Genomic DNA, 12,045 nt, shown 5'->3' with positions numbered 1-12,045 from the left:
AAGCAGACCCTCTCCAGCACCTCGTGGATGGACAACGCGCCTTGGCCGGTCTCCTGGCTGACGGGTCGTACCGACCGGACTCCGCCTTCCCGGGCGCGTGTCGCACCCAGTGGCTGCCGCGAGGGCTGGAGCCGGACTTCCCGATCACAGTGGCGAGGGCCGCACCGGCATCACACCGGATTTCCCGAGCACCAAGGCGTGGTGACCCTAGTGCGCAATCGAGTGGCCTGACAACTTGCGGGGCCGCTCCACCTGTGGCATGCGCGAGCACACGCGACCAGGGGCGTACGCCCCTGGTCAGCCCCTGTGCATCGGCTCGCGCGCACCGACGTGCCCCACGCTTTCCGGGAGCCCTTTCCCTCCCCGCCACCACCGCTGGTCCCGTGTCTCACCTCACGGTCCGGAATGTGATCAGTACTGCCCCAAGAAGCCGATCACCCTCTAGCCTGATCCGTGCAACTGGTTCGCCCTGTCCGCCAGGCAGGCGCGTCGCAAGAGGGAACCCGGTGGAAATCCGGGACTGCCCCGCAGCGGTGAGTGGGAACGACCGCCGTCATGAGCACTGGGTCCGAGCGCGGACCCGGGAAGCGACGGCCAGTAGGGATCTGCCTCGGCAGATGTGCCCGCGAGTCCGAAGACCTGCCCGTTGCCCGCATGTGATCCCTCACGTGCGGACATCCCGGTGACCTCGTGGGCGGGTCGGCGTACAGATCAGGTGGAGCACCGCGCCGGTGGCGCGCGTAGGTCCGCCCGGTTCGTCATCCCTTCGCGTCCGTGTCCCGTCCCGGGATTCTCAGGAGTCATCTCGCGAAGGAGATTTCCGTGACAGCGAAGTCCGCGGCCGCGGCAGCACGGGCCACCGTGTACGGCTACCCCCGCCAGGGCCCCGACCGGGAACTGAAGAAGGCCGTCGAGGGCTATTGGAAGGGCCGCGTCAGCGCCGACGCCCTCCGGGAGACCGCGGCGCGCCTGCGCCGGTCCACCTGGCGGCGCCTGGCCGACGCCGGCGTCCATGAAGTGCCGACCGGCGACTTCTCGTACTACGACCACGTCCTGGACACCAGCGTCATGGTCGGCGCCGTCCCCGGGCGCCACCGCACGGCGGTCGACGCGGACGCCCTCGACGGATACTTCGCGATGGCCCGCGGCACACAAGACGTGGCGCCGCTGGAGATGACCAAGTGGTTCGACACCAACTACCACTACCTGGTACCGGAGCTGGGCCCCGACACCGTCTTCGACGCGGACTCCGCCAAGCAGGTCGCCGAGCTCAAAGAGGCCGTCGCGCTCGGTCTCGCCGCGCGCCCGGTGCTCGTCGGCCCGGTGACCTATCTGCTGCTCGCCAAGCCCGCGCCCGGCGTGGCCGCCGGCTTCGAGCCGCTCACGCTCCTGGACCGCCTGCTGCCGGTGTACGCGGAGGTCCTCGCCGACCTGCGCGCCGCGGGCGCCGAGTGGGTGCAGCTCGACGAGCCCGCCCTGGTCCAGGACCGCACCCCGGCGGAGCTCAACGCCGCCGCCCGCGCCTACCGCGACCTCGGCGCGCTCACCGACCGTCCTCAACTCCTCGTCGCTTCCTACTTCGGCAGGCTCGGCGAGGCTCTCGCGGTGCTCACCAAAGCGCCGGTCGAGGGGCTCGCGCTGGACTTCACGGGGGCCGCCACCAGCCAGCTTGAAGACCTGGCCGCCGTCGGCGGGCTCCCCGGCAAGCGTCTGGTGGCAGGCGTCGTCGACGGCCGCAACATCTGGATCAACGACCTGGAGAAGTCCCTGTCGACGCTGGGCACGCTCCTTGGCCTCGCCGACCGGGTCGACGTCTCCGCGTCCTGCTCCCTGCTGCACGTCCCGCTGGACTCCACCGCCGAACGGGACATCGACCCGCAGGTCGCCCGTTGGCTGGCCTTCGCCCACCAGAAGACCACCGAGATCGCCACGCTGGCCCGCGGTCTGTCCCAGGGCGCGGGCGCCATCACGGCGCAGCTTGCGGCCAACCGCGCCGACTTGGCTTCGCGGTCGGGTTCGGCCCTCACGCACGACCCGGCCGTGCGCTCCCGCGTCGCCGCCGTCACGGGCGCCGATGCCCGCCGCGCACACCCCTATCCGGAGCGTGCGGCGGCCCAGCGGTCCCGCCTCGGCCTGCCCCAGCTGCCCACCACCACCATCGGGTCCTTCCCGCAGACCACGGAACTGCGCACCGCACGGGCCGACTTGCGGGCGGGCCGTATCGACACGAACGGCTACGAGGAACGCATTCGCTCGGAGATCCGCGAGGTCCTCGCCTTCCAGGAGAAGGCGGGCATCGACGTCCTGGTGCACGGCGAGCCCGAACGCAACGACATGGTGCAGTACTTCGCCGAGCAGCTCAGCGGGTACCTCGCCACGCAGCACGGCTGGGTCCAGTCGTACGGCACCCGCTACGTGCGTCCGCCGGTCCTCGCGGGCGACATCTCACGGCCCGAACCGATGACGGTGCGCTGGACCTCGTACGCCAACTCCCTCACCGACCGCCCCGTGAAGGGCATGCTCACCGGCCCGGTCACGATGCTCGCCTGGTCCTTCGTACGCGACGACCAGCCGCTCGCCGACACCGCGCGCCAGGTCGCCCTCGCCCTGCGCGACGAGGTCGGCGACCTGGAATCCGCGGGCACTTCGGTCATCCAGGTGGACGAGCCCGCACTGCGCGAGACGCTGCCGCTGCGCGCCGCCGAGCACGCCGCGTACCTGGAGTGGGCCACGGAGTCCTTCCGTCTCACCACCAGTGGCGTGCGGCCGGACACGCAGATCCACACGCACATGTGCTACGCCGAGTTCGGCGACATCGTCCGGGCCATCGACGATCTCGACGCCGACGTCATCAGCCTGGAGGCGGCCCGCTCGCACATGCAGGTGGCCCGCGAACTGGCCGAGCACGGCTACCCGCGCGAGGCGGGCCCGGGCGTCTATGACATCCACTCCCCGCGCGTACCGAGCGTCGAGGAAGCAGCGGCCCTGCTGCGCAAGGGACTTGAGGCCATCCCCGCGGAGCGCCTGTGGGTGAACCCCGACTGCGGTCTCAAGACCCGAGGCTGGCCCGAGACCCGGACCTCCCTGGAGAACCTGGTCGCGGCGGCGCGGCAGGTGCGGGCGGAGCTGCCGGAGCGCTCCTGACCGATGATCCGGGCATACGGGGGGGGTCAGGCCCCGCCCCCCGTATGCGCCATCCGCGAGAGCAGCTCATGCAGCATCTCCCGCTCCTGCGGGCCGAGCGGGGCCAGCAGCTCGTCGGTGACCCCGTGGGCCACCTCGTCCGAGTCGCGCAGGAAGTCGTGGCCCGCGGGCGCGAGAGCCACGATGCGGCGGCGGCGGTCGTCGGGGGCGGGGCGGCGTTCGACGAAGCCGAGGCGTTCCAGGTCGTCCACCAGGCCGACGATCGCGCTGGGGTCGTAACCGAGCTCCTGGCTCAGCTCGCGCTGTGCCGCGCCCTCCACGGTGGCCAGATAGCGCAGCAGCGCGTAGTGGCGCAGGCGCAGGCCGGATCTCTGGAGCGCCGCGTTGAAGAGCTGCCCCGAGCGCAGGCCGAGGCGGTACAGCAAATAGCCCGCGTCGGCGTGCAGGCCCCGCATCCAGGGCGCACCCTCGTCGACGGACCCTTTCTCCACGGGCTCGGCTGTGGTCTTCCGGCTGGTCATGAAGGGCGCTCTCCCTGATCGGCGGTTCGCGGGCGGACGGCGGTCGTCGCTGACAGTCTCCAGCATGCCCCATGATCGATGTCGGCAACAACCATTGACGTCAACAATGGTTTGTCTTAGCTTCCTTTCCGCGGGCCGATGTCGGCCGGGACCGCCGAGCGGGCTCCGGCTCCGCTCCACCCCTTGTGCCCGCCAACTCCATTGTTCTCGCTGCCTGTTGAAGGGAATTTCCAGTGCTGGACTCATACGCCGTGGACCTGCACGGCAAGGTCGCCGTCGTCACGGGATCCGGGCGCGGCCTCGGCCTCGCCTACGCCCGCGCTCTCGCTCGCTCCGGAGCCGCCGTGGTCGTCAACGACGTCGACGAGGAGGCAGCCGAGCAGGCCGTCAAGACCATCACGGAGGCAGGCGGGCGCGCCGTCGCCGAGGTGGCGGCGGTCGGCGGCAGGGAGGCCGCCGACCGCCTGGTCGACCGCGCCGTCGGGGAGTTCGGGCGGCTCGACGCGATGGTGACCAACGCCGGGATCCTGCGCGACCGGGTGCTGTGGAAGATGACCGACGACGACTTCGACGCGGTCGTCACCACCCATCTGCGGGGAACCTTCACCTGCGCCCGCGCCGCCGCCGTACGCATGCGGGAGCAGGGCGAGGGCGGCAGCCTCATCCTGGTCGGCTCCCCCGCCGGGCAGCGCGGCAACTTCGGGCAGACCAACTACGCCGCCGCCAAGGCCGGGATCGCGGCCATGGCGCGTACCTGGTCGATGGAGCTGGCCAGGGCCGGCATCACCGTCAACGCGATCGTGCCGGTGGCCGCCACCGCGATGACCGAGACGATCCCCGCCTTCGCCCCGCACATCGAGGCCATGAAGGAGGGCCGGCCGCTGCCGGACTTCCTCCGCAAGGGCGAGGGGTTCGGGACGGCCGACGACTGCGCCGCGCTCGTGCCCTTCCTGGCCTCGGCCGCCGCCCGCGACGTGACCGGCCAGTGCGTCGGCATCGGTGGCGACAAGCTCACCCTGTGGTCGCATCCGCGCGAGGTCTCCGTGGCCTACGCGGACGGTGGCTGGACCCCGCGGACCATCGCCGCCGCCTGGCACACCTCGGTGGGCAGCGCCCCGGAGACGGTCGGCGTACCCGCACCCAAGACCCCGGGGGCGTGAGGGAGTTGAACCTCTCCGAGCTCACCGCGATCGACGTCCACACGCACGCCGAGGTCTCCTCCCAGGGGCACGCCTCGCTCGACGAGGACCTCGACGCCGCCTCCAGCGCGTACTTCAAGGTCGAGGGCAAGCGGAAGCCCACCCTTGAGGAGATGGCCGCCTACTACCGCGAGCGCAGGATGGCCGCGGTCGTCTTCACCGTGGACGCCGAGTCCGCCACCGGCACCGCGCCCGTCCCGAACGAGGAGGTCGCCGAGGCCGCCGCCGCCCACCCCGACGTGCTGATCCCGTTCGCGTCCATCGACCCGTTCCGGGGAAAGGCCGGCGTGGGACAGGCCCGCAGGCTGGTGGCGGAGTACGGGGTGAAGGGCTTCAAGTTCCACCCCAGCATCCAGGGCTTCTTCCCCAACGACCGTTCCCTGGCCTACCCGTTGTACGAGGTCATCGAGGAGACCGGCTGCGTCGCCCTCTTCCACACCGGGCAGACCGGCATCGGCGCGGGCGTGCCCGGAGGCGGCGGTATCCGGCTGAAGTACTCGAACCCGATGTACGTCGACGACGTCGCCGCCGACTTCCCGCACCTGAAGATCATCCTTGCGCACCCCTCCTTCCCCTGGCAGGACGAGGCCCTCGCCGTCGCCACGCACAAGCCGGGCGTGCACATCGATCTCTCGGGGTGGTCGCCGAAGTACTTCCCGCCCCAACTCGTGCATTACGCCAACAGCTTGCTCAAGGACAAGGTGCTCTTCGGTTCCGACTTCCCCGTCCTCACGCCCGACCGCTGGCTCGCCGACTTCGCGAAGCTGGCGATCAAGGACGAGGTGCGCCCCAAGATCCTCAAGGAGAACGCCGCCCGCCTGCTCGGGCTCAAGTAGAGGGGGCGCCATGCGCAACGAAGGACTCGGCTCCTGGCCCGCACGCCGGGCCCGCAAGACCCCGCACCGCACCGCCTTCACCCACCAGGGCCGCACCACCACCTACGCCGAGCTGCACTCCCGCGTCCTGCGGCTCGCCCACGCGCTGCGCGCCCGTGGCGTCCGGCGAGGGGACCGGGTCGCCTACCTCGGGTCCAACCACCCGGCTTTTCTGGAGACCTTCTTCGCGGCAGGCGCGCTCGGCGCGGTCTTCGTGCCGCTCAACACCCGCCTGACTCCACCCGAGATCGCCTACCAACTCGCCGACGCGAGCGCCCGCACGATCGTCCACTCCCCCGCGCACACCGCTGCGCTGGCGGAGCTTCGGCAGGCCGCGGGCCACGTGGACCTCACCGTCGAAGTGGGCCCGGATATGGAGGCGTTGATCGAGGGTTCGGTCGAGGAACCCCTCGACGAGACGGTCGGCGGGGACGACGTGTGCCTCCTGATGTACACCTCCGGCACCACGGGCCGCCCCAAAGGCGCCATGCTCACCCACGCCAACCTCACCTGGAACGCCGTCAACGTCCTGGTCGACGCCGACCTCACCACCGACACCGTCGCCCTCGTCTCCGCCCCGCTCTTCCATGCCGCGGCGCTCGGCATGCTCACCCTGCCCGTGCTCCTCAAGGGCGGTCACTGCGTGCTCGTCGAGTCCTTCGACCCGGCCGAGACCCTGGGCCTCGTCGAACAGCACGGCGTCCGTGTGATGTTCGGGGTGCCCACGATGTACGAGCGCCTCACCCGCGAGCCGCGCTGGCGGAACGCCGACCTGTCCTCGCTGCGGATCCTGATGTGCGGCGGGGCGCCGGTGCCCACGCCGCTGATCGAGGCGTACGCGCAGCGCGGACTCGCCTTCCAGCAGGGGTACGGGATGACGGAGGCCGCACCCGGCGTGCTGTATCTCGACGCCGAGCACGCGGCGAGCAAGGCGGGCTCGGCCGGGGTGCCGCACTTCTTCACCGACGTACGCGTCGTACGACCCGATCTCTCCCCGGCGGCCACCGGGGAGACCGGCGAGGTGCTGGTGCGCGGCCCCCACGTCATGGCCGGGTACTGGCAGTTGCCCGATGAGACCGCCGCCGCCTTCGCCGACGGATGGTTCCGCACCGGTGACGCGGCGCGCGTGGACTCCGACGGCTTCGTCACCATCGCCGACCGGCTCAAGGACATGATCATCTCCGGCGGCGAGAACATCTACCCGGCCGAGGTCGAGAGCGCGCTGCTCGCCCACCCCGACGTGCTGGAGTGCGCCGTCATCGGCGTCCCTGACGCGCGCTGGGGCGAAGTACCGCGCGCCGTCGTCGTGCCGCGCGAGGGCTCGGCCCCCACCGCGGACGACGTGCTCGGCTTCCTCGCGGGACGGCTCGCCAAGTACAAGATCCCCGAGTCGGTCGTATGCGTGTCCGCACTGCCGCGCACCGCCTCCGGGAAGCTCCACAAACCCAGCCTGCGCCGCGACCACGGCGACACGCAGACACCCGCCCCCTGAAGGAGAAGAACCCCGATGACCGTCACCGCCAAGGGACTTGACGAACTGCACGCGCTCGCCGGCACCGAACTCGGCGTCACCGACTGGCTGGAGGTCGGCCAGGACCGCATCGACACCTTCGCCGACGCGACCGACGACCACCAGTGGATCCACACCGACCCCGAGAAGGCCGCACAGGGACCCTTCGGCGCGCCGATCGCGCACGGCTATCTGACTCTCTCCCTCTTCATCCCGCTGTTCACCGACCTCCTCGACGTCCAGGGCGTCACCACGAAGGTCAACTACGGCCTGGACAAGGTGCGTTTCCCCTCCCCCGTGACGGCGGGCTCCCGGATACGGCTGCGCGCCACGCTCGCCTCCGTCGACGAGGTGCGCGGCGGAGTGCAGATCGCGGTCGACGGCACCGTCGAGATCGAGGGCGGCTCCAAGCCCGCCTGCGTCCTGCGCAGCCTGTCCCGCTTCTACGCCTGAGGAGCCCGACGCCATGACGCACCCACCCGCCGGCACGACGAGTCGCGAGGCCGGACCCGAGGAAAGATCCGGGCAACTGCGCCGCGTCGCCCTGTCCGGACTGCTCGGCACCGCGATCGAGTTCTACGACTTCCTCGTGTACGGCACCGTCGCCGCGCTCGTCTTCGGTGACCTCTTCTTCCCCGAGGCCGACCCGGCGGTGGGCACGGTGGCCGCCTTCGGCACCTTCGCCGCCGGATATCTCGCCCGCCCCCTCGGCGGCATCGTCTTCGGCCACTTCGGCGACCGGCTCGGCCGCAAGTCGATGATGCTCATGACCATGGTCCTGATGGGCGCGGGCAGCTTCCTCATCGGTCTGCTGCCCACCTACGACGCGATCGGTTTCTGGGCGCCCGTGCTGCTCGTCCTGCTCCGCGTCGTACAGGGCATCGCGATCGGCGGCGAGTGGGGCGGCGCCACGCTCATGGTCGCCGAACACGCGGGCGACCGGCCGCGCGGCCTGTGGACCAGCTTCACCCAGCTCGGCGCCCCGCTGGGCACGGTGCTCTCCACCGGCGTCGTCGCGCTGGTGAGCACCCTGCCCGACGACGACTTCCGCGCCTGGGGCTGGCGCGTGCCGTTCCTGCTCTCTTTCCTGCTGCTCGGCGCGGGCCTGTACATCCGCCTCAAGGTCACCGAGAGTCCGCTCTTCGCCTCGCTCTCGCAGCGGCAGGAGCGAGCAAGGATGCCGCTGCTCGAAGTCCTGCGCGCGCCACGCCCCGTCCTGCTCGCCTCGGCCGTCGGCATCGGCCCGTTCACCGCTCAGGCGCTGATGACGAGCTTCATGATCTCGTACGCCGTCGACGAGGGGTACACACGCCCGCAGGTGCTGACCGGGGTCACCGTCGCGTCCTGCGTGGCCCTTGTGGTGCTGCCGTGCGCGAACCTGCTCTCCGACCGTTTCGGGCGCCGCCCCGTCGTCCTGGCCGGAGCGCTCCTCTCGGTGGCCACCGCCTTCCCGGTCTTCGCCCTCGTGGACAGCCACCGGCCCGGTCTGCTGATCCTCGCCTGCGTGATCGGCCACGGGATCGCCCAGTCCGTGATGTACGGGCCGCTGGGCGCCCTGTTCAGCGAGATGTTCTCGACCCGGGTCCGCTACACGGGCGCCTCGCTCGGCTACCAGACGGCGACGCTGCTCGGCGCCGGTTTCTCCCCGCTGATCGCCAGCGGGCTGCTCGCCGCGCACCACTCCAGCGACGCCGTCGCCCTGCTGCTCACGGCCGGGAGCGTGATCACCGCGGTCGCCGTCTGGCGGGTCGGGGAGACGTCCGCCAACAACCTTGACGTACAAGGAGAACGCGCATGAAACGCCGATCCGTCTCCGCACTCGCCGCCCTGCTGCTCCTCGCGGCGGCGCCCCCGGCATCCGCCACGCCCACGCCGTCCACCGCCCGCCATCTGGAGGGCACCCTCCCCTCCGGCGCCGCGTACGTGATCGACACCCCGGACGACTGGAACGGCACCGTCCTGCTCTTCAGCCACGGTTACCGGCCCGAGGGCGCCCCGAACCCGGCCGCGAACGCCCCCGACGAGGCCACCAAGAGGCTGCTCCTGAAGGAGGGCTACGCGCTCGTCGGCTCCTCGTACGCGACGACCGGCTGGTCCGTGGAACAGGCGGTGCCCGACCAGCTGGCCGCCCTCGACGCCTTCACCGGGGAGATCGGCGAGGCCACGCGGACACTCGCCTGGGGCCAGTCGCTCGGCGGACTGATCACCACGATGATCGCCGAACGTCATCCGGGACGCGTCGACGGCTCCCTGTCCATGTGCGGCCTGGTACACGGCGCGGTCGCCAACTGGAACTCGACGCTGGACGCCACGTTCGCCCTGCGCACGCTCCTCGCGACCCGTCCCGGCGACGCCGGGGTCCGCCTGAGCGGCTTCAAGGACGCCTCCGACGCGGCGGCATCGGCCGAGCGGCTCGGCGAGACCCTGGACACGGCGCAGAAGACGGAGGACGGCAGGGCCCGCGTGGCCCTCGCCGCCGCACTGCACTCCATCCCGGGCTGGAACGACCCGGGCACGCCACGGCCGGCCCCGGACGACCACCCCGCCCAGCAGGCGAACCAGTACGCGGCGGTGCGCGGCCTGGTGGCGCAGCCCGGCTTCGTCTGGCGGGAGGAGGCCGAACGCCGCGCGGGCGGCAACATGTCCTGGAACACCGGTGTCGACTACGCGGCGATGCTGGCCCGCTCCGATGGCTACAAGGAGGTCAAGGCCCTCTACAAGTCGGCGGGCCTCTCGCTCCGGAACGACCTCCGCGACCTGGCCCGCGCACCCCGCGTCAGCGCCGAGCCGCGTGCGGTGCGCTACATGGCCGAGCACGCGGCGCCCTCAGGACGCCTGAGCAAGCCTCAATTCACCATCCACACCACCGGCGACGCGCTCGTGCCCGTGCAGGTGGAGAACGCGTACCACCACGCGGTGACCGAGGCGGGTCGCACCCCGCTGCTGCGCCAGGCGTACACCGACAACGCCGGACACTGCACGTTCAGCCCCGCCGAACAGCTCGCCGCCGTGCACACGATCGACCACCGGATCACGACGGGACGGTGGGGCGACACGTCGCCGGGCAGCCTCAACTCCCGTGCGTCCCGGGCGGATCCGACCACCCCGGCCCGATACGCGGCCTACCGGCCCGGTCCGTACCCGCGTCCCTTCTGACGGGAGGTGCTCATCGGCCGGCCGACCTGCTGTCGCGGGCGGCGGGCTCTCGGGCGGCGGCGTGCGGGTTGGGCCGGGTGGGTCGCCGATGTGGTCCGTTGTGCCGAACTGGAGGCACAGGGGAGTTTTCCGAGTCGGTGTCGGAAAAGTCTAGGTATCGACGCTTTCCTGTCTCGAACCGTCGAACCGGATCTTCCGAGGATGAGGAATCACTCATGGTTGACAGACACGCCGGCCGACCTGGCCGACCCGCCCGAACCACCTCGTTCGTGGTGAGCGTGCTGGGCGCGTTCGTCTTGACGGGGCTGCCGGTGGCCGCGGCCGCCGCGCCGCCCTCGCCGACCCCGCCCGTGCCCGCGCCGCAGGCTTCCGCGGCGCCCGCGCCCCCGTCGGCCGCGCAGACACTGGCGGCTGACAAGCCGTCAGCATCCCTGCTTCGGGCGATGCAGCGTGATCTGCGGTTGTCGGACGCGCAGGCTCGGGCGCGGTTGGTGAACGAGGCGGAGGCGGGCACGCGCGCCGGGCGGCTGCAGAACACGCTGGGCAAACACTTCGCGGGTGCTTGGGTGCAGGGCGCGACCTCCGCCAGTCTGGTGGTGGCGACCACAGACGCCGCGGATGTGGCTGCCATCAAGGCGGAGGGAGCGCAGGCCAAGGTCGTCAAGCATGGCCTGGAGGAGTTGGCGGCACTCACGGCCAAGCTGAACGCCGCCGCCGTGAAGGGCGGGGGCCTGGATGCGCCGGTGCGGTACGTCGATGTGCGGGCCAACAAGGCGACGGTGCAGGCGACGAGCAGCGCGGCCGCCGACAAGCTGATCGCGGCGGCTGCCGTCGACCGCCGGCTCCTGGACGTCAAGGTGTCGGCCGACCGACCGCGCGCGCTGCACGACGTCCGCGGGGGCGACGCCTACTACATCGACGAGAAGGCTCGTTGTTCGGTGGGGTTCTCGGTGACCAAGGGCGCCCAGCAGGGGTTCGCCAGCGCCGGTCACTGCGGCAAGCCGGGTGCCAAGACCACCGGCTTCAACAAGGTCGCCCAGGGAGCCTTCGAGGCATCGGTCTTCCCGGGGAAGGACATGTCCTGGGTCGGCGTGAACAACCAGTGGGCCGCCACCCCCCGGGTCAAGGGCGAGGGCGCGTCGGACGTGAAGGTCGCTGGTTCGGTGCAGGCGCTGGTGGGCGCGGCGGTCTGCCGGTCGGGTTCCACCACCGGCTGGCACTGCGGAACCATCGAGCAGCACGGCACCACCGTGAGTTACGCGGAGGGAGTCATCGAGGGGGTGACACGCACCACGGTGTGCGCGGAACCGGGGGATTCGGGCGGCTCCTACCTCTCCGGCACCCAGGCCCAGGGGGTGACTTCCGGGGGCAGCGGTGACTGCAAGAGCGGTGGGGTCACCTTCCACCAGCCGTTGAACCCGCTGCTCGATGAGTTCGGACTCACGTTGAAGACCGCCTCCGAACAGCGCGATCCCAGTACGCAGGAGACCTCGGGCAGTTGGGGCGCGGGCAAGATCTATGAGACCGGCGCACGGGTGACCTACGACGGCGTCACCTATGTGTGCCTGCAGCCGCATCAGGCGCAGGGTCTGTGGCAGCCTGCCCGCACGCCGGCCCTGTGGCACCGCATCTGACGAGCC

Annotated in this window: 9 protein-coding genes and 2 riboswitches; of the genes, 8 read left to right on the top strand and 1 reads right to left on the bottom strand. The window is 71.2% G+C overall.

Annotation, left to right across the window (positions count from 1 at the left end):
- Window positions 1-25: 25 nt before the first annotated feature.
- Window positions 26-211, bottom strand: a riboswitch (cobalamin riboswitch).
- A gap of 232 nt (window positions 212-443) precedes the next feature.
- A riboswitch (cobalamin riboswitch) is annotated at window positions 444-662 on the top strand.
- A gap of 160 nt (window positions 663-822) precedes the next feature.
- Window positions 823-3,144: a 5-methyltetrahydropteroyltriglutamate--homocysteine S-methyltransferase gene (metE, locus tag AB0I94_RS19900; RefSeq protein ID WP_363310884.1), complete on the top strand. Its 2,322-nt coding sequence runs from the start codon at window positions 823-825 to the stop codon at window positions 3,142-3,144.
- 26 nt (window positions 3,145-3,170) lie between these two features.
- On the opposite strand, the gene AB0I94_RS19895 is transcribed toward metE, so the two are convergent.
- The gene (locus tag AB0I94_RS19895; RefSeq protein WP_363311029.1) at window positions 3,171-3,599 is read right to left on the bottom strand and encodes a MarR family winged helix-turn-helix transcriptional regulator; all 429 of its coding nucleotides are present in this window, start codon (window positions 3,597-3,599) and stop codon (window positions 3,171-3,173) included.
- A 302-nt stretch (window positions 3,600-3,901) separates the two neighbouring features.
- Here AB0I94_RS19895 and AB0I94_RS19890 point away from each other — a divergent pair, with 302 nt between their 5' ends.
- From AB0I94_RS19890 to AB0I94_RS19860, 7 genes are all read left to right on the top strand, one after another.
- Window positions 3,902-4,825 carry an SDR family NAD(P)-dependent oxidoreductase gene (locus AB0I94_RS19890; protein WP_363311028.1) on the top strand — a complete coding sequence of 308 codons (924 nt, stop codon included), beginning with the start codon at window positions 3,902-3,904 and terminating at the stop codon, window positions 4,823-4,825.
- Window positions 4,826-4,830: 5 nt separating this feature from the next.
- Window positions 4,831-5,700, top strand: coding sequence for an amidohydrolase family protein (locus AB0I94_RS19885; RefSeq protein ID WP_363311027.1), 870 nt, complete (start codon window positions 4,831-4,833; stop codon window positions 5,698-5,700).
- A 10-nt stretch (window positions 5,701-5,710) separates the two neighbouring features.
- The gene (locus AB0I94_RS19880) at window positions 5,711-7,231 is read left to right on the top strand and encodes a long-chain fatty acid--CoA ligase (RefSeq protein WP_363310883.1); all 1,521 of its coding nucleotides are present in this window, start codon (window positions 5,711-5,713) and stop codon (window positions 7,229-7,231) included.
- A 15-nt stretch (window positions 7,232-7,246) separates the two neighbouring features.
- On the top strand, window positions 7,247-7,702 hold the full coding sequence (locus AB0I94_RS19875) for a MaoC family dehydratase (RefSeq protein WP_363310881.1): 456 nt from the start codon (window positions 7,247-7,249) through the stop codon (window positions 7,700-7,702).
- A 13-nt stretch (window positions 7,703-7,715) separates the two neighbouring features.
- Window positions 7,716-9,047: an MFS transporter gene (locus tag AB0I94_RS19870; RefSeq protein WP_363310880.1), complete on the top strand. Its 1,332-nt coding sequence runs from the start codon at window positions 7,716-7,718 to the stop codon at window positions 9,045-9,047.
- On the top strand, window positions 9,044-10,405 hold the full coding sequence (locus AB0I94_RS19865) for a hypothetical protein (RefSeq protein ID WP_363310879.1): 1,362 nt from the start codon (window positions 9,044-9,046) through the stop codon (window positions 10,403-10,405). The genes AB0I94_RS19870 and AB0I94_RS19865 overlap by 4 nt, the downstream gene beginning before the upstream one ends.
- A 215-nt stretch (window positions 10,406-10,620) precedes the next feature.
- Window positions 10,621-12,039, top strand: coding sequence for a carbohydrate-binding protein (locus AB0I94_RS19860; RefSeq protein ID WP_363310878.1), 1,419 nt, complete (start codon window positions 10,621-10,623; stop codon window positions 12,037-12,039).
- Window positions 12,040-12,045: the final 6 nt, after the last annotated feature.

Origin of the sequence: Streptomyces sp. NPDC050147, assembly GCF_040660195.1 — a bacterium.
In the GTDB taxonomy this organism is placed as follows: domain Bacteria; phylum Actinomycetota; class Actinomycetes; order Streptomycetales; family Streptomycetaceae; genus Streptomyces.
The sequence above is the reverse complement of the archived record's forward strand: the minus strand, read 5'-3'. Positions and strand labels throughout refer to the sequence as shown.